Consider the following 22,066-nt stretch of genomic DNA (forward strand, 5'->3'; position numbering starts at 1 on the left):
CTGGCCAGTGCCTCGGCGAATGTCAGTATCGAGATCGTCGACGACGTCCCAAGTGCTAATCCCGACAGCCGTGGCCTGACCGAGAACGGCAGCCCGTCCAGCGTCGGCGGCAATGTGCTGGACAACGACGTCGGTGGTGCCGACCAACCGAAGGCCTTCACCAGCTGGAATGGCGTGGTTGGCGCAACGCCGGGGGATAACGGCAGCCTGCTGGTCAATACGCCCTACGGCCTGGTGACTCTCAATGCTGACGGTAGTTACAGCTTCGCGCTGGCCAATGGTTCGGCGGCGGTGGAAGGTCTCGACCAGGGCGAGCAGGTCACCCTGCAGTACGCCTATTCCATGCGCGATGCCGACAACGATCCGAGCAGTTCGACGCTGACCATCACCATCACCGGCAGCAACGATATCCCCACGGTCGATGTCAGCACGCCCAACGCTGGCGGCGACCTGGCCAAGGTCTATGAGAAAGGCCTGCCGGATGGCTCCAGCGCCGGGGACGGCAGCACGGTCACCACGGGCAGCTTCTCCGTCGCCGACTCCGACGGGCTGGCCAACCTGAGGACCCTCAGCGTTGGCAGCCTGACGGTGGACCTCACCACCAGCAGCTTCGCCAGCCTGGTCGGGCAGAGCTTCACCACGGCTCACGGCACGGTGCAGATCGCGGGTTACAGCAATGGCGTCTACAGCTTCAGCTACACGCTGACTGAAGCGACCACCGATGCCGCCGGTCCGGAGACGGACGGCTTCCTTGTTAATGTGGGCGATGGCCTGGCCAGTGCCTCAGCGAATGTCAGCATCGAGATCGTCGACGACCTACCCGCCGCCAACCCCGACAGCCGTGGCGTGACCGAGAACGGCAGCCCGTCCAGTGTCAGCGGCAATGTGCTGGATAACGACGTCGGTGGTGCCGACCAGCCGAAGACCTTCACCAGTTGGAATGGTGTGGCCGGTGCCACGCCGGGGGATAACGGCAGTTTGCTGGTGAACACGCCCTACGGCGTCGTCACCCTGCATGCAGACGGTAGCTACAGCTTCGCGCTGGCCAATGGCTCGGCGGCGGTGGAAGGCCTGGACCAGGGCGAGCAGGTCACCCTGCAATACGCCTATTCCATGCGCGATGCCGACAACGACCCCAGCAATTCGACGCTGACCATCACCATCACCGGCAGCAACGATATCCCTACGGTCAATGTCAGCACGCCCAATGCTGGCGGCGATCTGGCCAAGGTCTACGAGAAGGGCCTACCGGAAGGTTCCAGTGCCGGCGATGGCAGCACGGTCACTACCGGCAGCTTCACCGTCGCCGACTCCGATGGGCTGTCCAATCTGAAGACCTTGAGTGTCGGTAGCCTCAGCGTCGACCTCACCACCAGCAGCTTTGCCAGCCTGGTTGGGCAGAGCTTCAGCACCGCTCATGGCACGGTGCAGATCACTGGCTACAGCAACGGCACTTATAACTTCAGCTACACGCTCACTGAAGCGACCACCGATGCTGCCGGTCCGGAAACGGACGGCTTCCTCATTAACGTGGGCGACGGGCTGGCCAACGCTTCGGCCAGCGTGGCCATCGAAATTGTCGACGATGTGCCGAAGGCCAAGGCTGACAGTGCCTCGCTCAGCGAGGGCGGCAGCGTCAACGGCAATGTGGTCAGTGGCGCCGGATCGGGTTCGGTGGCCGATGTGTTCGGTGCAGATGGACGTCCGTCGCCGACCACCGGTGTAGTGGGTGTGCGCGCAGGTGGTGACACCACGACTGCTGCTTCCGGCAGTGTCGGCGATCCCATCAACACTGGCCTGGGCACCTTGGTGCTGCATGCCGACGGAAGTTACACGTACACCAGCCACGCCAACTCGGTGGGCCAGGCGGGTGCAGTGGATACTTTCACCTACACCATCGTCGATGCCGACGGCGACCTCAGCACCACGACGCTGACCATCAATGTGTCCAACTACACAGTGACGGGGAGTGTGCAGGCCGGTTCGGATCAGGACGTGCGCGAAGCAGCCCTGAGCTTCGGTAGTGCACCGTCGAGTAACGACGAGTTCGCCAGCGGCACCCTGGTGGGTAGCGGTGGCAACGGGCCGTACAGCTTCAGCCTGGGTGTCGGGGCGGGCAATGGCCAATATGGCCAACTGGTGGTCAGCAGCACAGGCGCCTACACCTACACACTGGTTTCCGCACCCAAGGTCAATCCGGGTGATAACGGCAACAACCTGCAGTTCACCGAGACCTTCACGTTCACGGTGACCGACGCCAACGGCAACACCGGCACCGGCATCCTGACCGTCAACATCATCGATGATGTGCCGGACATCAGCGTGAAGGGGCTGGGTGCCCTGGGCGTGCAGGTGGACGAGACCAACCTGAGCCTCGATGCCAGCACCAGTTTCGCCGGCGCTTTCGCGACGGTGTTCGGTGCCGACGGTGCGGCCGTCAGTAACGCCATCACCTACAGCCTGAACGTGAAGTCTGCCGGAGTGGACAGCGGCCTGCGGGACACCGCGACCGGCAATAGCATCCTGCTGTCCAAGGTCGGTTCGGACATCGTCGGGCTGGTCAGCGGCGGGGGACAGGTCGCCTTCCGCCTGAGCGTCGCTGCCGATGGCACGGTGACCCTCGACCAGCAGCGGGCAATTGTGCATTCGCCTGACAGCGGCCCAGACCAGGTGGCGGGCCTGTCCAGTGCCGACCTGATCACCTTGAGCGCCACCATTACCGATGGCGATGGAGACAAGGACAGCGCGACCCTCGATCTGGGCAGCGCGATCAGCTTCCGTGACGACGCACCGACGGTGACCAGCAATGCCGTGGTGCAACTGGACGACGACGCCCTTCCCGGCGGCATTGCCAATGGCACTGGCGACGACCCGGACTCGGCGAATACCACGGGCAGCGTCGGGTTTGTCTTCGGTGCCGACGGTGCCGGTGATGTCCAGTGGCAGGGCACGGGCGCTCCCGTTGGCTTCAGCTACGTGATATCCGGCACCACGTTGCTGATCAAGCAGGGCACCACCACCGTCATCGAGGTGACCCTGAACAGCACCACCGGTGCCTACGGCGTGACCCAGCTCGCGCCGATCCAGCATGCGCTGGGCGGTGAGGAGAATGACCAGCTGTTCAGCCTGACCTACAAGGTCACCGACAAGGATGGCGACTCCACCAACGGCACCCTGGATATCAAGGTCGACGACGATACGCCGAGCGGGAAGAACGATAGCGCCGACGTAGCCGAAGGCAGCGGCCAGGACTTCAACGTGGTGTTCGTGCTGGACTTCAGCGGCAGTATCGATGACACCGAGCTGGACACCATGCTGGATGCGGTGCGCAATGCCGGACAGACGCTGTTCAGCACCACCGATGGCGATGTGCGCATCCAACTGGTGGCGTTCTCCGGGACCGCCGCGTCCTACCCGGTGGTGACTGATGTCACTGCGTTCATCAATCTGGTCAACAGCCTGAATCCGGCGGAAGGCGGCGAGCGCCCGTTCTCCGGCAACACCGACTTCACCGCGGCCATCCAGCAGACCATGGCGGTCTTCACGCCTTTGTCGAGCTGGAGCAACCAGGTCTTCTTCATCAGTGATGGCAATCCGAACGAGCAGACCGGACCGGGCGACACATCCCTGACGTCGGCCGTGGCGACCCAGTGGAACAACTTCGTCGATAACAACGGCATCAACGTCACCACCATCGGCGTAGGCAACGGCATCAATACGCCGCGACTGCAGGATGTGGACGTCGATGGTTCCGGCTCGCCCATCATGGTGGCCGCCTTCGAGGACCTGGTCGAAACCCTGGCCAGCCAGATCGTGGGTGGCGTGGTATCCGGCAACGTCCTGCTGGGCAGCGACAACGCCGTGGGTGGCGGTGACGATGATGCCTTCGGTGCTGACGGTGCGGGCCGCGTCCAATCCATCCAGATCGGCACCACCACCTATACGTGGAATGGCGCCAGCACGATCACTCTGAGCACCGGTGGCAGTCTTTCCGGCAGCCAGTTGAGTGCGATCACCACACTTGGTGGCGGCAAGTTGAGTTTTGATTTCACCACGGGTGCGTGGACCTATGTCGCGCCGAAGAATGTGGCCGCCGACACCAGCGAGAGCTTTACCTACAGCATCATCGACAAGGACGGCGACCCGTCTAGCGCCTCGTTGACGGTGCGGATCGAAGACACCTCGCCAGTGATCGGACGGGTGGACGAGGATGAGCTGCCTGGCGGAATCACCGACGGTGACGCCCAGACCACTGTGGTGACCGGCAATCTCGGTGAGCTGCTGGTCGGTACACCGGTCGGAGCGCAATTCAGTGTGGCCGCCACGCCGCAGGCGATGCCCGTGCTGACTTCGGATGGCGTAACCATCACCTATGCACGCGTGGGCGACACCCTGGTGGCCAAGGCTGGCACCGAAACGGTGTTCACCCTGCAGGTAGCCAGCAATGGCGTTTACACCTTCACCCTGCTGGGCGCGCTCGACCATCCCAATGGTGCAGGAGGTGACGATCAGATCCTCACCCTCAACCTGACGGGGGCGCTGCAGGCCAGCAATGCCAGCGGCAGCCTGCCTTTGGCGGGCGACCTCCTGATCCAGGTGGAAGACGACATCCCGGCCATCCTGCAGACCTCGAACCTGGTGTTCTCCAATGGCGACAGTGTTGCCGGCGCGTCGGGTGTATTCGTCTACAGCACCGGCGGCGACACCCGTGGCAGCGGACCCTTCTCGGCATCCGACTCGGACTTCACCGCCATCGGCCTGACCGGCACCGTGGGCGGCGTGGCGATTTCCTCGACGGCGGTGACCTGGGTGTCCGAATCGGCCACCAGCGCAATCTTCGACATCACCTTCAACTACGCGCCCAACTCGGCGAGTCCCGGGACGCTGGAACCGGCCAACGGCACCCTGACTTTTGACAAGGTCAACGGCACCTACAGTGTCGCGCTGGATGAGCCGATCCAGGGCTTCACCATCTTCAAGACCAGCACCTCGATCAGCATCTCGGGCTACGAGGTCAACAGCACGCTTCCGGATTCGACCCAGCCGATGGTCGCGGTGGTGGAGCTGGATAACGACTTCTTCGTGCAGTACACCAGTTATGCCGAGCCTGGCGGCGGCACGAATGAAAACAACCTGCGTGCCGGGATATCCACCACCTCCACCTTCACCGATGGCGAACTCTTCAATCAGGCCACCTCGTGGGTCAGTGTGAGTAACGCGGCCAATGGTGTGGGCGGGGACACAATGGGCAAGGGTGAAGTCCTGGACCTCAACTTCTACACCAGCAATCCGAAAGGCAATCTGGGTGTAGAACCCAGCGCCCGTGCCGAAGGCATGTTCCTCAAGTTCGATGGGGTGAACGGAGAAGACCTGGTCGTGGTGCTGAAGCTGGTCGGTGCCGGTGGCGCGAAGACCACCCGCGCGCTGGTGGTGAGCAGCACTGACATCATGACCGCCAACAGCGTGGCGCTGGCGGCCTATGGCATCACGCTGGACAACAACGACGGTGCCATCGTCATCGAGAAGAACGACTTCAACGCCCCGGGCGAGAACTGGCAGATCTACGGTGCGCAGATTCTAACCAGCGTCGAAAGCATCGCTTCCTCCTCGGCCATCAACTTCAACTCCACCATTGGCAGCGGTGGCGCCTCGGATGTGAGCGACCGGGTGTCGTTCACCTCGTCAGCCACCGACAACGACGTGCTCAAAGTTTCCGACGTGGGCTTCATCACGGGAGAGACCAGTACGCTGGACGCAAGCCTGAACTTCCAGGTCGGCGTACGCGACGCCGATGGCGACACCTCGTCGACCCAGGTACTGCAGGTGAACCTCGAATCCAGCACCACCTTCGTCGGCACCGCCAGCGATGACGTGATCCAGGGCACGAGCGGCAATGACCACCTGACAGGGCTGGCGGGGAACGACGTGCTGGTGGGAGGGGCTGGCAATGACATCCTCGATGGCGGCCTGGGCAGCGACACGGCGTCGTACTCCAACGCGGCTTCCAGTGTCGCGGTGAACCTCGCGCTGGTTGGCCAGCAGAACACCGGCGGCGGCGGGCTGGACACGCTGATCGATGTCGAAAACCTGCTTGGTTCGCACTTCAACGACGTGCTTGCCGGGAACAGCGGCAACAACGTGTTGGCGGGGAACGGCGGCAATGACCAACTGACCGGCGGCGACGGGGCGGACACCTTCAAGTGGCTGCCTGGTGAAAGCGGCATCACCACCATCACCGATTTCACTCCGGGTGTGGACAAGCTGGACCTGTCGCAACTGCTGACCGGCGAGCACAGCAATGTGGGCAGCCTGGACGATTACCTGACCATGGCCTTCGGCGCCAACACCACCATTACGGTGGACAGCAACGCCGCTGCCACGGGTGGGGACGGCCAGACCGTCGTGCTGCAAGGCGTGAACCTGATGGCGGCGTACGGGGCGCCGGACACCGCGTCGGTGATCACGCACATGCTCGATGATGGCTCGCTGAAAGTGGACGCCTGATTGCAAGCGAGGGCCCGCCTTCGGGCGGGCCCGAATCTGGATTGAAGCGGGGGAGGGACCTATGGTTTTCGTCCAGCGCGATGAAAAGGGCAGGGTGCTGCGGGTGGAGCACGAACCCTTCGACAATATGACCCAGAGCATGCCGGCCAACGATCCGGAAGTGCAGAGCTGGTTCGCAAGCCGCAGCCTGCATGATCACCTCTTGTCCTTGCAGCACTCCGACCTGGAACTGGTGCGGGTGGTCGAGGACCTGGTGCAGGTGCTGGTGAAGCGCGGCGTGATGAACTACACCGACCTGCCCGAAGCAGCGCGTCGCAAGCTCCAGCAGCGTGCATACGCGCGTTCTCAGGTGGTGGATCTGGGCGGATTGGTGCCGGACGATTCGCAATTGCCGTATTGAGGGACGGCTCCACATACCCGGGTCGATCTATTCGCATCGTCGGGCGTGTCATTCCCTCGTATTTGATCAACTCAACATGAGCGAATTGGTTGAAGTTTGCCTTGATAAAATTAAGTATTTCTTCAATTTGGACTTTAGTTCCATAAACGATTCCTGAGTATTCGAACAGGAATTGATGGTCTTGCCGAAAGTCATTTTCGACTGATAATAATTCTCTTTTTCTTTGGCGGATATATTTATTATTTGCGACCCGCTTCTACTAGCAGAAAGCCATTTATCGCTATATTTTCTGCGGTCATCCAATCCTGCTCATTCAGCTGATGGCGCACTGCTATATGTGCTCATGAGTTACTGGTTGGACGCCTGATTTTCCAGCTGTGGGGTCCCGAGGCCGCTTGTTTGGGCCAGGGACCCCTGGAACCGCGAGGTGAGAAGTGTCGCGACCGATACAAAAAGGCTTCACGCTCATAGAAGTGATGATAACGGTCGTTATTGTCGCGATTCTTGCAAGTATTGCGCTGCCTAGTTACACGCAGTATGTCATTCGAGGTAAACGGTCGGCGGCACAGTCGCAGATGATGGATATTGCCAACAGGCAACAGCAATTCCTCGTTGCCAACCGGGCATACGCCAGCAAGGCCGTTCTCGAAGCAAGCGGGTATGCACTCCCTTCTGATGTTTCCCCAAACTACAGCTACACCATTGATCTCGGTACCGGGACTGTTCCGTCGTTCACCATTCAGTTCACCGCGATCGGTTCGCAAACCAGCGATGGCAACCTCTCACTGACTAGCGAGGGCGTCAAAAGCCCTTCCGGGAAGTGGTAATCATGGCTTCGGGAAACGCGTTCAAGCGAAGTGCAGGCTTCAGCCTCATCGAAGTCCTGGTGACCCTCGTCATTCTCGCCATTGGGCTACTGGGCATCGCCGCCCTCCAGTCGCGGTTGCATCTTTCCGAGGCTGAGGCATATCAGCGGGCCCAGGCACTCATCCTGCTTCAGGACATGGAAAGCCGGCTTGCAGCCAACCGCAACGCCGCGGGGGGCTATGTCACCGGCGCGTCCAGTCCACTCGGTGTGGGCATGACCTGTCCGACATCCACGTCCACACGCCAGCAGATCGATTCCTCGGAGTGGTGCCAGGCACTGCAGGGCGCGGCGGAAGTCAGCGGTACTTCGAAGGTCGGTGGCCTGATCGGTGGTCGCGGTTGCGTCGAGAGCATCGGTAGCGGGCAGTATCTGATCACGGTCGCCTGGCAGGGGTTGTCCCCGCTGTCGACCCCTCCCTCGTCCGTGGGTTGTGGCAGGAACAGCTACAACGGTGCGTCCGGCTCCAACTGTACCAGCGACCTGTGCCGCCGCACGGTAACTGCTGTAGTCAGGGTGGCTAACCTATGACCTGCCTGAATTCCCGCAAGGCCGCGCGTGGTTTCGGCCTGATCGAGTTGATGATCGCAATGTTGCTGGGCCTGCTGGTCACTGGCTCGGTGTTGACGCTGTATCTGAACATCTCCCGTTCCAATGACGAAATGGCCAAGGCAAACGAGCAGATCGAGAACGGCCGTTTTGCCATGCAGGTCCTCCAGGAGGACATCAGTCATGCCGGTTTCTGGGATGGCTTCGTGCCCGGGTTCGACGATCTGACCTATGCCGATTCGCCGTCGGACGTTCCAGCCAGCTTCCCGGACCCCTGCACGGCATTCGATAGCTGGACCGCCTCCGACAAGGAAGCCGTCCTGGGAATGCCGGTACAACTCCTCAGCAGCGTCCCCAGTGGCTGCACCACGATTATTCAGAATCGGCTCGCTGGTACTGACATCCTGGTAGTACGGCACGCCGACACCTGTGTCGCCGGGGCGACGGGGTGTGATGTTTTCCAAGAGGGGCGCGTATATGTCCAGGCGTCTGCTTGCAACACCGAAGGTGGCTTGGCGATGGGCGACTCAGCCGCCGAGCTGTCTCTGCATAAACGCAACTGCACGACCATTGCAGACCGTCGCCGTCTGATTTCCCACATCTATTACATTCGCGATTTTGCAGTGACAGCAGGGGACGGCATTCCCACGCTTGTGCGGTCGGAGCTTGACCTTGCAGGCGGTGCAGTCAGTCAGCAGCCGCCCCTTCCTCTAGTAGAGGGGGTGGAAGGCATGAAGGTCGTGTTCAAGGTGGACAGTCGGAGCGACACCGGCGCCGCAGTGAACTTCGCCCAGGCCATTGACTGGCAGGACGACGACCGCAAGGACTCGCCTACCAATCGTGGCGATGGTTCGCCTGATGAAACCTGCCCTGGGGTATCGGCGTGCACCCTCGCGCAAACCATAAATACGGTTGCGGTAGAGCTTTCGCTGCTGGTGCGTAGCATCCAGCCGTCCCCCGGCTACAGCTCCGACAAGTCATTCGCGTTGGCGGGAAGCACCTTGGGTCCATACACGGACAGCTACAAGCGCCATGTCTATGGCACCACCGTCCGCCTGGTGAACGTATCCGGAAGGAGGGAAACGCCGTGAATAGGAGCCTGCAAATGATGCGGCAGCGCGGTGCGACCCTCATCGTGGGTCTGGTCATGTTGCTTCTGCTTACGCTGATGGTCTCCGGGGCTTTCGTCCAGAGCATTTCCAGCCACAAGGCCGTTGGCAACATGCAGGTCCGTGACGAGGCGGTGATGGCTGCCAACGTAGCCATCGAGCAGGTGATCGGTTCCGCCTTCACCACAGCCCCGACCGCAGAGGAGATCAATGTCGATCTCAACAATGACGGTAATCGCGATTACGTCGTGTCGATGCTCGCACCGGTCTGCCAAAGGGCCACTCTTGCCACGGCGGCCGCCCCGAGCAGCCTGAGTCTGGGAGCCATGTCCAACTCGACCTGGAACACGGTCTGGGGGCTGGACGCCACCGTCAATGATCCTGCCAGCGGCGCCAGGGCCCGTGTGCGTAGCGGCGTTCGGGTCCTGCTGACCGATGCCCAGAAGAATGCCGTTTGTCCCTGATGCCCCCTTTCGAGGCTGAATCGACATGAAGAAGTACTTCAATCTGGCCCTGATGGGGCTGCTGTTGGCACAGGGAGTGGCCAAGGCGGATGACGTGGATTTGTTCGTGGGCACGCCGGCAAGCGCGACGGAAGCGCCCAATGTCCTGATCGTTCTCGACAACAGGGCGGAGTGGAACACTGCCTTTAACAATGAGATGGCGGCCTTGTCGTCTGTAATTTCTGCCTTGCCGGCGAACAAGTTCCGGGTCGGCCTGATGATGTACACAGAGACCGGGAATGGAAACTCCAATGTCGATGGAGGCTATGTCAGGGCAGCAATTCGGTTGCTAACGGATAGCACCAAGCCAACATATCAGGCCTTGGTGAACTCTCTGGATGTTGGAAACGACAAGTCCAACGGAGGGAAGATTTCTCTCGCATTTGAAGAAGCTTATCTGTATTTCTCGGCCGGCAGACCTTATGCCGGCAATTTCAAGAATAAGTCCGACTACACCGGCAGTACTTTTGGCAGTACTCAGTCCAAGGACGTTTATGCCTTGGCGGGTAATGCCCTGGCAACGCGGGACGCGGCCACTTATACATCACCGATCGTGACGGGATGTGCCAAGAACTACGTCATCTACATCAGCAATGGTGCTGCTCAGGATGATCACAATTCTATTGATCAGTCCACCGAGGCGCTGGCGGCTTTGGGGGGGCGCACCACTGAGATCCCTATTACCCCCAGCGGTTCTCAGAACAATATGGCTGACGAATGGGCGCGCTTCATGAAGAAGAGCAGCCTGGGGATCACCACCTACACGGTGGATATCAACAAGAAGACCACCGGCCAGGGGCCTGGTTGGACGGCGCTGCTCAAGAGTGCAGCCAACGTCAGCAGCGGCAAGTACTTCGACGTCACATCCACCGGCTCTCAAATTGCCGACGCACTCAATGCGATCTTCTCGGAGATCCAGGCGGTGAACAGCGTATTCGCCTCGGTAAGCCTGCCGGTGAGCGTGAACACCCAGGGCACCTATCTGAACCAGGTGTATGTGGGTATGTTCAGGCCCGACCAGGACGGATTCCCCCGCTGGGCCGGCAACCTCAAGCAATACAAGCTTGGCGTGATCGCCAATGAATTGAAGTTGCAGGACGCCGACAGCAAGAGCGCCATCAACGCCTCCACGGGCTTCATCACCGAGTGCGCGCGCAGTTTCTGGACGCCCAATACGACCGTAGGCGAAACCTACTGGACGTTCCGGCCCCAGGGTGCATGCCTGCTGGTGCCGGGCTCCGACGTGTCCGACTATCCGGATGGCAACATCGTCGAGAAGGGTGCGCAGGCCTACATGCTGCGCAATACCACGAGCCGCACGATCAAGACCTGCGATCCGACCTTCTCTTCCTGCACCGCGCTGACGGATTTTGCGACGGCCAACACCGCCATCAGTAACTCGCTGCTTGGCGCGGCGGATGCAACCGAACGCACCAACCTGATCAATTGGGCGACAGGCACCGACAACATGGACGAGGATGGCGATACCGTCTTCACCGAGAAACGTCCGTCCATGCATGGAGACGTCGTGCATTCGCGGCCGGTTGCGATCAACTACGGCACTGACGTTGCCCCCCAGGTCGTGGTCTTCTATGGCGGCAACGATGGGCTGCTGCGAGCCATCAACGGTAACCGTACTACCAGCATCGGGTTGAGCGCGGCTGGCCAAGAGATCTGGTCCTTCATGGCGCCGGAGTTCTACGCCAACATCAAGCGCATCCGCGACAACACGGTCACTCTCAAGTTTCCCGGTCACACCACCGGAAGCCCGACTCCCCAACCCAAGCCTTATGGTTTTGACGGCACTGTCGCTGCCTACGTGGGAACTTCCAGCAAGTGGCTGTACGCAACCATGCGGCGCGGCGGACGGGCGCTCTACGCCTTTGACGTGAGCAACGCTTCCAGTCCTGTACTGAAGTGGAAGAAGGGCTGCCCGAACAATCTGGTGGCGGGGACAACTGCCAATGACACGGGTTGCACGTCAGATTTCTCAGGTATCGGCCAGACCTGGTCAGCGCCGAAGATCTTCAAGGCTGCCGGCTATGGTTCCGGTAACTCGCCTTTGCTGATCATGGGTGGAGGTTATGACCCCTGCGAGGATTCGGACCCCCACAGCTGCACCTCGTCCACCAAGGGCAATCACGTCTACGTGCTCGATGCGGACTCTGGCACGCTGCTGCGCAAGCTGGATACCGACCGCGCTGTAGTCGGTGATGTGACGGTGATTCCAGACCAGGTCACGGGGCTGGCCAAATATGCTTACCTGGCCGACCTGGGGGGCAGCGTCTATCGCATCGACATCGGCACCGAGAACACCTCCAACTGGGATATCACCAAGATCGCCTCGCTGGGCTGCAACACCGCTAACGCCAGTTGTACGAGCAATCGCAAGTTCGTGTTTGGCCCGGATGTGGTCCTTCACAATGACGAGTACATCCTGCTGCTCGGCTCCGGCGACCGGGAGAAGCCGCTAACCACTTTCACCTCGGCCAGTGCGGTGTCAAACCACTTCTTCATGCTGAAGGACCGCCCCGAGGATGAGGACTGGCTGGATGCTGAGAGCGACACGTGCGGCGACGATGTGATCTGCAGGGATTCGCTGTTCGCCATCACCACCAGCAGCACACCGACGGACACCCAATTGGCCGGCAAGAAAGGCTGGTACCTCGCGCTCGGCTCCACCGAGCAGGTAGTAACGTCGGCAATTACCGTGTTCGGCATCGTGACGTTCAGTACCCACATGCCCGCTGTGCCGGTTTCCGGGCAGTGCTCCAACCTCGGCGTCGCGCGGGTCTACAACATCAGCTACCTCAATGCGGAAGGGTTGGATGGCGATCGCTATGAGGTCATTTCGGGTGGCGGCCTGCCGCCATCTCCCGTGGCGGGGATGGTGACCCTCGATGACGGTTCCACGGTTCCCTTTGTGATTGGCGCCAACCCGGACTCGCCCCTGGAAGGCAGTCCACCGATTCCGCCCACCTCCACCATCCAACCGAAGGCACGGGTCTATTGGAATATCGAACAATGATCCTGTCTTTGTATAAGCGCCGACCTGGTCCTGCCTCGGGCAGCCAAGTCGGCTTCACCCTGATCGAGTTGCTGGTGACCCTGACAATCCTGGCCATTCTTGCCGCTGCTTCGGCACCGTCTTTCTCGGATTTCATAGAGCGGAGCAGAATCCGGTCGTATGCTGACGACCTTGCGAGCGCATTCCGAATCGCCCGTGGCGAGGCCATCAAACGCAACGATGTGGTCAAGGTGTGTGCGTCGAGCAATGGAACCAGCTGTGGCTCGACCGACGGTTGGGAGCAGGGGTGGATCGTTCTGGCGGGAAGTACCGTAATTCAACGCCGATCGGCCATTTCCAGCGGCTACCGGATCGCCGCGTCAGCCGCTAGCCTGGATTTCAAACCCAGCGCAGTGGGAGCCACCGTAACGGCACTTACCGTTTGCAGGGGCAATCCTGATGGCGCTCAGGAGCGGGTGGTAAGCATCAATGCGACAGGACGTGTGCGGGTCACCAAGACCTACACCGGCGCATGCCCTGATTGACCCCGCCCACCAATTAACTTCTCGACACATGGGCCGCTCGTGGCCCTTTGCTTTTGTAGGAGCGAGCTTGCTCGCGAACAGCCCGAGCGGGAGCGTTCGCGAGCAGAGCTCGCTCCTACAGATGCACCGAGTTCAGCCTGCTGCAGCGATCAGCCGGCGCCAGCTCACTCATGCCACGGCGCCGGTGCTCCGATCAGTCGGCCCATGGCGCCCAGGATTCCCAGTTCCCGCAACACGTCCAGTTCGCCCTGGGTTTCCACCATCTCTGCGATCAGGGGCAAGTCGATACTGTTGGTGGCGCGGAACAGCGCTTCGATGAACAGGCGCTTGTCGTTTTCCAAGTCGATGGCGCGGATGTAGGTGCCGTCGATCTTCAGGTAGGCGAGGCCCAGGTGGGCGAGGTTGCCGATCAGGCTGAAGCGTCCACCGAAATGCTGCAGGCCGACGCTGTAGCCGGTTTCGCGGATCGCATGGCAGACCTGGCCGAGTTCGCTGGCCGGTGGCAGGTGGCGTTCGTCCAGTTCCAGGGTGAGCAGCGACGCCTGTTGCGGATGCGCCTTGAGCTGGGCGAGCAGGCGTTCGCGGTGTTCTCCTAGTTGCAGGCTGGCGGCGGACAGGCTCAGGGCGATGGGCGACGGCGTTTGCTGCAGGTGCGCCAGGCAGTGCTCCAGCATCGCCAGGTCGAAGCGGGCGGCCCAGCCGAGGCGTTCTATCCACGGCAGGAAGCGACCTGCGGGCACTGCTTCGCCCTGAGGGTCGAGCAGGCGCGCCAGTACCTTGTGGTGCAGGGTTTCCGCGGTGTTGGCGCAGAGGCCTACCGGCTGGAAGTACAGGCGCAGCTTGCCCTTGTTCAGCGCCTCGTCGATCCATGCCCGCCAGTCGTGAAGGCTTTGCCCCGGAGCCGCGTCGAAATCATCCAGGCGCACCCAGGGGCGTTCCGTGCTCTGCGCTGCCTGGGCCAGGGCCTGATCGGCGCGGCCCATGACCCGCTGGATGTCTTCCCCTGGCCGGTACGCGGCGATGCCGAGCAGGGCGACTGGGCTGCGGTCGCTGGCGCCGATGGCGTGCAGGTTTTCCAGCTGCGAGGCAAGGGTCGCGGCCAATTGCTCGGTGTCTTCCCCGTTGAGGCCGGGTGAAAGCAGTGAGAACTCGCCGCCCCGGCTGCGTGAGGCCAGCCAGTCGGGATTGCCGCGTTGTTGCACGAGTTTGTCGAGAATTTCACCAACATCGCGGATCAAGGCGTCGGTGCGCTGGCCTCCAAGGCGCTGGTTGAGCCCGCCCAGGTCGTTGACCCGCAACAGCAACAGATAACCGGCAGCATTCTGGTCGTTGGGGACCAGTTGGTTGGCCAGGCGGATATCGAACTGGCGACGGTTGGCCAGCCCCGTGAGGCTGTCCTGATAGGCTTCCTCGCGCAGACGTTCGCTGCGCGCGGCTTCTTCCGCGAAGAGGTTGCGCAGCTTGTCCACCATCTGGTTCATCGCCAGCACCACGCGACGCAGTTCGGGCGTACGCGGCACCTTGGGCAGGGCGAGGAACTCGCGTCGGCTGATGGCTTCGGCCTGCTGCACCATATTGTCCAACGGTCGCAGCTGAGTGCGCAGCAGCCAGGCGCCGGCCAGAGCGCTGACCACGCCACAGAGCAGCAGCCAGGCCAGGCTGCCGATGGCGCTGTCCCAGAGTTTGGCCAGGGCGAACTGCGGGTGGCTCAGGACTTCAACCCGCGCCGCCTGTTGCCAGCCACGCATGATCAGCGCGTCACCGCCCTGCGGTCGGAGGTTGACCAGATGGGCGAACCATCCGGGCACCTGGTCGCTGGTGGTGGTGGTGCGACGCTCGGCAATCACGCCGCCATCGGGGATGCGCACCACGCGAATGCTGGCGAAGTAGCCACTGTCGAAAATCGAACTGACCATCAGCTCGATCATTGCCGGATCGTCCACATGGGGCGTCATCGACAGGCCGAGTGCAGTGGCGGCGTCCTGGGCATGGGAGCGCAACTGGCTGAGCAGCTGTTCGCGGGAGCTTTCCACGCCCGCGAGGAAACTGCCGGCGAAGGCCAGCGCCAGCAGCAGGCAGATGGCCAGGAACAGTTGCTTGAGTAACGACATGGGCTAACCCTCTCCTATGGCGAAGCCTTCGGCTCTCATTTTTTTCAGCAGGTCCTGCCAGCGCGACAGTTTCTTGGTATCGCCGGCACGCTTGGCACCGGTGTAGAGGCCTTCGGCATTGAAGGCATAGACCGGCAGCAGGTCGGTGCGCTGGGAGGCCGGGCGTATCTCGCCGATCAGGTTGTCCAGTACCAGGGGATCGGCGGTGGGGGTCTTGTAGTAGGTGAGCACCATATGCGCCTGGTTCTGGCGCAGTGCCTTGACGTAGGTGATGCGCAGCTTTTCGGCCGGAATGCCGAGGCGACGCAAGGTGAAGTACTTGGCGATGGAGTAGTCCTCGCAATCGCCAGCGCCCTTGACCAGCGCTTCGACGGGGGTGGCCCAGTAGTCGTTCTCGCGCCAGGTGCGGATGTCATCGGTGAAACGGAACTGGCGGTTGAAGAAGCGGTTCACGGCTGTGAGCTTATCGGCTTCGGGCAAATCGACGCTGGCCTGGATCAGCTCGCTCCAGGCGACGATGCGTGCCTTCGCCGGGCCCAGGTCGCCATAGCGTTTGGTGGCGTTCTGCAGGATCAGCTCGAAGTCCCAGTTGGCCAGCACGCTGGTCAGGCAGAGCAGCAGGCCGGCGAGCAGGCAGCCGCCTTGCCATGCCAGCCACGAGGGTTGCCGCAGTCCGATTGCCGCCCAGCGTTGCCGCATCAGCCGTCTCTCCGCCCAGGATGCTCAGAGCATAGGCGGGAATCGATGATTTGCCGGGGGTGGTGTCAGTGGCTGCGCAGGGTTTTCTGGCGAAGGATGTAGACGCTCACCAGAACGGCGCTGGTGAGCATGAAGCCGCGAGCCCAGGGCATCGGCACAAGGAAGCAGGAGAGGGTGATGCTGGCCCACATCAGGACCAGCGCGTAGACCTTGCCCTTGAGGGGAATGCCGTGGCCTTCCAGGTAGTCGCGTATCCAGGGGCCGAGTTTCGGGTGTTCCACCAGCCAGAGGTAGAACCGCCGCGAACTGCGCACGAAGCAGGCCGCGGCGAGCAGCAGGAAAGGCGTGGTGGGCAGTACCGGCAGGAAGATGCCGATCACGCCCAGGACGACGCTGAGCCAGCCGATGATCAGGAGGATCATGCGCAGCGCCGGGTGGCGCTGCTGCTGGATATCGCTGTGCGCCATCCGCGCCGCCTTAGTGGTGACGGGGCTTGAGCAGGGCAGGTTTTTCTTCCGGGGCGTTGCAGAGCAGGAAGAGAGCGGTCAGCAGTTCGGGGATCTGCTCGATCATCTCGTCCACCAGGTCGCGGTCCTTGGCGATGTCGGCGAACTCGGGCTGTTCGTCGAACAGGCCGGAACCCACCATGATCGGCAGCAGCAATTCGCTGACTTCTTCCTCGGCGCTTTCGAACCAGGTTTCCTCGCGCAGGAACACGCCTTCCATGAAGCCGATGCACCAGCCACGCAGGTCGGAATCGTCCGGGTCCTCGCCCAGGTCCAGGTCGCAGGGCATCTCGGGGTCTTCATCGCTGGCCAACTGGCGGGCGATGTGGGCCTGGAGGGCCAGCAGGGTGGATTCGATCTCTTCGCGCTCGGCTTCGCTGCGGTAGTGCGGCGGCTCGGCGAACAGGGCGTCGATCCACTCGCGCTCGGGCACCTGGTCCGGGCAGATCGACAGGGCGGTCAGGTAGCCATGGGTGGCCACATAGTCCAGAGCCTCCTCGTGCAGGTCATCGGCGTCGAGAAAGGCTTGCAGGCGGGACAGTTGCTCAGCGAAGGACATCGTGGGACTACCTTGAGGAATAAACGACGCTGAATTCTAGTCTAGTGAGCGGTTGGCGGCAAAAGGCGAGGGCGATGGGCGTGGCCATCTTGCCGGCGCGGCTGACGTATAATGCGCGGCTTGCTCCGGAGACCCCCATGCTCGATCAGGCACTGCGCATCCTCAAAGACGTATTCGGCTACGACGCTTTTCGCGGCAATCAGGCTGCGATCATCGAACGTGTGGCCTCCGGGGGCGATGCCCTGGTGCTGATGCCGACCGGTGGCGGCAAGTCGCTCTGCTTCCAGGTGCCGGCGCTGCTGCGCGACGGATTGACCGTGGTGGTGTCGCCGCTGATCGCGTTGATGGAGGACCAGGTCGCCACCCTGGACGAGTTGGGCGTGCCGGCCGTGGCGCTGAACTCCATGCTGTCGGCCGAGGCCCAGCGGGATATCGCCGAGCGCATCCGCCGTGGCGAGATCAAGCTGCTCTACCTCGCCCCCGAACGCCTGGTGCAACCGCGCATGCTGGCGTTCCTGCAGCGCCTGGAGATCGGCCTGTTCGCCATCGACGAAGCGCACTGCGTATCCCAGTGGGGGCATGATTTCCGTCCGGAATACCTGCAACTGGGCCAGTTGGCCGAACTCTTCCCCAATGTTCCGCGCATGGCGCTGACCGCCACGGCCGACATGCGTACCCGCGAGGAAATGGTCCAGCGTCTGCACCTGCAGAATGCCGAGCGTTTCCTCTCCAGCTTCGACCGGCCGAACATCTTCTACCGCATCGTCGCCAAGGATCAGCCACGCAAGCAATTGCTGGGATTCCTCGCTGAACGTCGTGGCGATGCCGGGATCGTCTACTGCATGTCGCGCAAGAAGGTGGAGGAAGTGGCGTCCTTCCTTTCCGAGCAGGGCTTCCCGGCGCTGCCTTATCACGCGGGGCTGTCCAACGATCTGCGCGCCCACCACCAGAAGCGCTTCCTTAATGAGGAAGGGCTGATCATGGTGGCGACCATCGCTTTCGGTATGGGCATCGACAAACCCAACGTGCGGTTCGTCGCCCATCTGGACCTGCCCAAGTCCCTCGAAGCCTATTACCAGGAAACCGGCCGCGCCGGCCGCGATGGCCTGCCTGCGGATGCCTGGATGGCCTACGGCCTGCAGGACGTGCTGCTGCTCAAGCAGATGCTGAGCAACTCCGAGGGGGACGAACGTCACAAGCGCATCGAGCAGCACAAGCTGGATGCCATGTTGTCCCTGTGCGAGGAAACCCGCTGCCGCCGCCAGGCGCTGCTGACCTACTTCGACGAGGTGCTGCCGCAACCTTGCGGCCACTGCGACATCTGCACCGACGGCGTACAGACCTGGGACGCTACTGAACCGGCACGCATGGCCCTTTCGGCCATTCACCGCAGTGGCCAGCGCTATGGCGTCGGCCACCTGGTGGACCTGTTGCTGGGGCGTGACAACGAGAAGGTGCGTTCCTCCGGCCATCAGCACCTGTCCGTATTCGGCATGGGGAAGAACCTCTCCGAAAATGAATGGCGCACCCTTTACCGCCAGCTGGTCGCCCGCGGCCTGGCGGACGTGGACCTCGAAGGCTTCGGTGGCTTGCGCCTGACCGAGGCGTGCCGCCCGCTGCTGCGGGGTGAGGTGCAGCTGGAACTGCGTCGCGACCTGTCGACCAAGGCGCCGAAGCCGGCTGCCAGTGCCGCCAGTCAGTTGGTGCGCGGCGAAGAACGCGAGCAGTGGGAAGCCCTGCGCGCGCTGCGCCGCAAGCTGGCGGAAGAACACAGCGTGCCGCCCTATGTCATCTTCCCCGACGCGACCCTGCTGGAAATGCTCCGCAGCAAGCCGCGCAGCCTGTCCGACATGGCGCAGGTCAGCGGCGTAGGCGCACGCAAGCTGGAGCGATATGGCGACGCCTTCCTCGAGGTGCTGAATGGCGCTGCCGAAGCCCCGCGTGCGGTCACCGATCTGCGTCACGAACTGGTGAGCCTGGCGCGTGCGGGGATGACCCCGGCGCAAATCGCTCGTCAACTCAATTGCAGCGAAAAGAACGTCTACAGCCTGCTGGCAGAGACCATCGGCAACCAGCAGTTGAGCCTGGAGCAGGCACTGGACCTGCCGGAAGACCTGCTGGGCGAGATCCAGGACGCCTTCCTGGACGGCGAGGGGGAGCTGCCGCCGGTTTCCGACGTGGCCCAGGTGTTTGCCGGCCGAGTGCCCGACGGCGTGCTGCATTGCGTACGGGCTGCCCTGCAGGCTGAATTCGAGAGCTGAGACGCGCGAACGCGGCGAACTGTGGGGTAGTGGCGGGCGCCGAAAAACTGGCGGTGCAAAACGACGAACTTGTGACGCAATGCACGACCGGCTAATGTGCGTCAGAGGCCTCCGACAGAAGAGGTAGTTGTGTCCTACAGCAACACTGCCTGGCTAAACGACGTTCGCCCCAATCCCTATGCCGATCAGCTCGAGCTGGGGTTTCGGCATCTGCGATTCACGCGCTCGTTGGAGCGCGAGTACCGCGATTACTTCCTCGAAGAGAATTTCGATCTCAAACGCATCGCCCTCAGCGTCGGCCTGCTGATCTGGCTGGCGTTCGCCGTGCTCGATTTCTATCTGATCAGCAGCGAGGAACGTTGGTGGATGTTGGCGGTGCGGCTGGGCGTGCTGGGATTGCTGCTGGTGTGCGGCGTCCTCATGCTCCAGCGGCGGCAGCGCCACCTCTTGGCCCCCCTCAGCCTGGTCTGCATCGGCGCCCTCGGCATAGGTGCGGCGGCAGTGGTGGCCATCGCCCATCGCAGCGATCCGTCGTTCCCTTATGAAGGCTTGTTGCTGGTGTGCATGGCAGCCTATTTCCTTGTGGGGCTGCGGCTCGTGGAGGCGCTGGGCGTTTCCCTGGTGATGGTGCTGGCCTATGTCGGGCTGGAGCTCTGGGCCGGGCTGCCCTGGCCGCGACTGGTGAACAACCTGCTGTTCCTGCTGTTCGGCAATCTGGCGGGTGCGGTCGGTTGTTACCTGCTGGAGTTCAAGTCGCGCGAGCATTTCCTAATCAGCCGCCTGATGCGCGTGCTGGCCGACCACGACAGCCTCACCGGCCTGTACAACCGCCGCAGCTTCAATCGCCAGTTGGAGCGGTTGTGGCGGCAGGCTCAGCGGGAGCAGCACGGTTTGGCCCTGTTGCTCTGCGACGTCGATCATTTCAAGGCCTACAACGACCGCTACGGCCACCAGGCCGGTGACCAGGTGCTGCAACAGGTGGCGCGCGTCCTCGAAGACACCGCGCGTCGCCCGCTCGACATGGCGGTGCGCTTGGGGGGCGAGGAGTTCGCAGTGTTGCTCTATGACATTGGCGAGCAGGAAGCGCGTCGCTGCGCCGAGAAGCTGCGCGCAGCCCTGGAAGGCCAGTCCATCCGTCATGAGGCCTCACCTACCGCGCCGGTGCTGACCATGTCCATCGGCGTCGCCTGCATCCATCCGTTACCGGGCATGCCATTGGGCAAGCTCTACGAACTCTACGAGCATGCGGATCGCGCCCTATACGAGGGCAAGGCTTTTGGCCGCAATCGGGTGGTGGCCTGAGTTCTGACGAGACTTTTCGTGCAGAACTCAATTCGTCGCTTCGGATGGCGCGCGCCGTGACTGTCCGGCGCGGCGGCCGGTGCTAGCATCGCCGCTCCTCCCGCTTCGAGCGATCCGCATGGACAAGCTGATCCAGGCCGACGGCCAGCCACGCTACGGCATCTTTCCCGCTGCACCGGACCTCATCAACTACCGCGATTTCGACTTCCGCTCGCCCATGGGGCGTCGTCTGGGGGCTCTGACGAAGTGGCGGCGCTTTCACCAATTCCAGTACTTCGGCTTGCTCAGTGACGAACTGATCGGTGGCTGCGCCTTGGCCAACCTGAGCCTGGTTGGGGTCGGCTTCGTTTATCTCTTCCATCCGGCCAGCGGCCGCATGATCGAGCGCCAGTTCAAGCTGCCGCTGGGCTTCGGGACCACGTTTTCCCAAACGCCGGATGAAGGTGTTTGCGAACTGCGTCAGGGCCGCAACCTGCTGCGCCTGGAGAATCGCGCGGATCTGGCACAGAAGCGCCTGCTGGTGGAGCTGGACGACGGCACCCGCATCGACGCCTGGTTCACTGAACGAGAGCCGGCCTTCCAGCCCATGTGCATCTGCACGCCGACGGCCGTGAATGGTTGGGTCTACGCGCAGAAGGTGGCGGGGGTCGCCTGCCAGGGCCAGGTGAGCAGCGCTCTGGGCAACTTCGATCTGGCGCAGATCGGCGCCTTCGCTCATCACGACTGGTCGGCGGGCTACATGCGCCCGGAAACCAACTGGAATTGGGCCTGCCTGTCCGGGCTGGCTGATGGGCTGCGGGTCGGCCTGAACCTGTCCTGCGGGGTGAACGAGACGAGCTTCACCGAGAACTGCTTCTGGCTGGACGGGGAATTGCTCAAGGTTGATACCATGCGCTTCACCTTCGATCGCGACCAGCCGCTGAGGACCTGGGCCATCGCGTCTCACGATGGTCAGGTCGAGCTCACTTTCGAGGGCGAAGGGCTGCACGAGGAGCGGCTGAACCTTGGTTTCATTGCAAGCAATTTCAAGCAAGTATTCGGGCGCTTTAGCGGCACGCTGCGTCCGGCGGGGCGTGCGCCAGTCCGGATCGAAAAAATGTGGGGATTCGTCGAGGACCAGTATGTGAAGTGGTAGGGGGAGGGGGC

At 62.3% G+C, this 22,066-nt stretch carries 15 protein-coding genes; 11 read left to right on the forward strand and 4 right to left on the reverse strand.

Features of this window, described 5'->3' with window-relative positions; all coding sequences use genetic code 11:
* From DM872_RS01320 to DM872_RS01355, 8 genes are all read left to right on the forward strand, one after another.
* A partial coding sequence (locus tag DM872_RS01320) for a DUF5801 repeats-in-toxin domain-containing protein (RefSeq protein WP_179057762.1) occupies nucleotides 1-6,504 on the forward strand: 6,504 nt, incomplete at its 5' end.
* 61 nt (nucleotides 6,505-6,565) lie between these two features.
* Nucleotides 6,566-6,904, forward strand: a complete 339-nt coding sequence (locus DM872_RS01325) for a tryptophan synthase subunit beta (protein WP_179057763.1) — start codon at nucleotides 6,566-6,568, stop codon at nucleotides 6,902-6,904.
* Between the two features lie 434 nt (nucleotides 6,905-7,338).
* On the forward strand, nucleotides 7,339-7,731 hold the full coding sequence (locus DM872_RS01330) for a type IV pilin protein (protein WP_179057764.1): 393 nt from the start codon (nucleotides 7,339-7,341) through the stop codon (nucleotides 7,729-7,731).
* A 2-nt stretch (nucleotides 7,732-7,733) separates the two neighbouring features.
* Entirely contained in the window at nucleotides 7,734-8,300 is a 567-nt protein-coding gene (gene pilV / locus DM872_RS01335; RefSeq protein ID WP_179057765.1) for a type IV pilus modification protein PilV, read from the forward strand.
* A complete protein-coding gene (locus DM872_RS01340; protein ID WP_179057766.1) occupies nucleotides 8,297-9,409 on the forward strand; it encodes a PilW family protein in 1,113 nt (370 codons plus the stop codon). The genes pilV and DM872_RS01340 overlap by 4 nt, the downstream gene beginning before the upstream one ends.
* The gene (locus DM872_RS01345; protein ID WP_373273670.1) at nucleotides 9,406-9,891 is read left to right on the forward strand and encodes a hypothetical protein; all 486 of its coding nucleotides are present in this window, start codon (nucleotides 9,406-9,408) and stop codon (nucleotides 9,889-9,891) included. Before DM872_RS01340 ends, DM872_RS01345 begins: the two co-directional genes overlap by 4 nt.
* Nucleotides 9,892-9,916: 25 nt before the next feature.
* The gene (locus DM872_RS01350; RefSeq protein WP_179057767.1) at nucleotides 9,917-12,958 is read left to right on the forward strand and encodes a pilus assembly protein; all 3,042 of its coding nucleotides are present in this window, start codon (nucleotides 9,917-9,919) and stop codon (nucleotides 12,956-12,958) included.
* Entirely contained in the window at nucleotides 12,955-13,482 is a 528-nt protein-coding gene (locus tag DM872_RS01355) for a GspH/FimT family pseudopilin (RefSeq protein ID WP_179057768.1), read from the forward strand. Before DM872_RS01350 ends, DM872_RS01355 begins: the two co-directional genes overlap by 4 nt.
* A 164-nt stretch (nucleotides 13,483-13,646) precedes the next feature.
* Here DM872_RS01355 and lapD read toward each other — a convergent pair whose 3' ends face one another.
* The 4 genes from lapD to DM872_RS01375 all read right to left on the reverse strand — a co-directional run bounded on the left by lapD (nucleotide 13,647) and on the right by DM872_RS01375 (nucleotide 17,357).
* Nucleotides 13,647-15,593, reverse strand: a complete 1,947-nt coding sequence (gene lapD / locus DM872_RS01360; protein WP_179057769.1) for a cyclic di-GMP receptor LapD — start codon at nucleotides 15,591-15,593, stop codon at nucleotides 13,647-13,649.
* 3 nt (nucleotides 15,594-15,596) lie between these two features.
* Entirely contained in the window at nucleotides 15,597-16,292 is a 696-nt protein-coding gene (gene lapG / locus DM872_RS01365; protein WP_179057770.1) for a cysteine protease LapG, read from the reverse strand.
* 65 nt (nucleotides 16,293-16,357) lie between these two features.
* The gene (locus DM872_RS01370) at nucleotides 16,358-16,759 is read right to left on the reverse strand and encodes a YbaN family protein (protein WP_179057771.1); all 402 of its coding nucleotides are present in this window, start codon (nucleotides 16,757-16,759) and stop codon (nucleotides 16,358-16,360) included.
* A gap of 10 nt (nucleotides 16,760-16,769) precedes the next feature.
* The gene (locus DM872_RS01375; protein WP_179057772.1) at nucleotides 16,770-17,357 is read right to left on the reverse strand and encodes a UPF0149 family protein; all 588 of its coding nucleotides are present in this window, start codon (nucleotides 17,355-17,357) and stop codon (nucleotides 16,770-16,772) included.
* 137 nt (nucleotides 17,358-17,494) lie between these two features.
* Here DM872_RS01375 and recQ point away from each other — a divergent pair, with 137 nt between their 5' ends.
* From recQ to DM872_RS01390, 3 genes are all read left to right on the forward strand, one after another.
* Nucleotides 17,495-19,618, forward strand: a complete 2,124-nt coding sequence (gene recQ / locus DM872_RS01380) for a DNA helicase RecQ (RefSeq protein WP_179057773.1) — start codon at nucleotides 17,495-17,497, stop codon at nucleotides 19,616-19,618.
* Nucleotides 19,619-19,747: 129 nt separating this feature from the next.
* Entirely contained in the window at nucleotides 19,748-20,920 is a 1,173-nt protein-coding gene (locus DM872_RS01385) for a GGDEF domain-containing protein (RefSeq protein ID WP_179057774.1), read from the forward strand.
* 118 nt (nucleotides 20,921-21,038) lie between these two features.
* Nucleotides 21,039-22,055, forward strand: coding sequence for a DUF2804 domain-containing protein (locus DM872_RS01390; RefSeq protein WP_179057775.1), 1,017 nt, complete (start codon nucleotides 21,039-21,041; stop codon nucleotides 22,053-22,055).
* Nucleotides 22,056-22,066: the final 11 nt, after the last annotated feature.

Origin of the sequence: Pseudomonas taiwanensis (genome assembly GCF_013393345.1) — a bacterium.
GTDB lineage: Bacteria > Pseudomonadota > Gammaproteobacteria > Pseudomonadales > Pseudomonadaceae > Metapseudomonas > Metapseudomonas resinovorans_C.